The organism is Paraburkholderia sp. SIMBA_053 (genome assembly GCF_046534895.1).
GTDB classification, from domain to species: Bacteria; Pseudomonadota; Gammaproteobacteria; order Burkholderiales; family Burkholderiaceae; genus Paraburkholderia; species Paraburkholderia caledonica.
In genome coordinates this window covers 1-278 of the sequence record NZ_JAWRXU010000560.1, presented here as the reverse complement: position 1 = coordinate 278, position 278 = coordinate 1, and the positions used below count along the sequence as shown (strand labels likewise).

At 66.9% G+C, this 278-nt stretch carries 1 protein-coding gene; it reads right to left on the bottom strand.

The genetic code is table 11. The annotated features are described in order from the left end of the window. Positions 1–41: 41 nt before the first annotated feature. The coding region (locus SB753_RS36855; protein WP_410805073.1) for a hypothetical protein at positions 42–278 on the bottom strand (237 nt) is incomplete at its 5' end.

The window sequence follows — 278 nt, the reverse complement described above, 5'->3', positions numbered from 1 at the left end:
CTGCACGCAACGGGGTGCGGGCGGAAGACTTCGAGGCGCGGTTACGACAACCAGTAGTTCTTCTTGACGGTCACCTCTTGCACGCGGATCCCGGTGTTCAACGCGCGGATCTCGGCGAACAGGCGCATCGGTCCTGACATGAAGTACGGCAGCGCATACTCCCCGTACGTCGGCGAGTTCGCCGCCTCCGCCGCGGTGGCCGGAATCTCGAGCGCGGGTTGCGGCGCGCTGGCGACGGGAACGCCGCTCGCGTTCAGAGTCTCGGCGACGATGCGCAG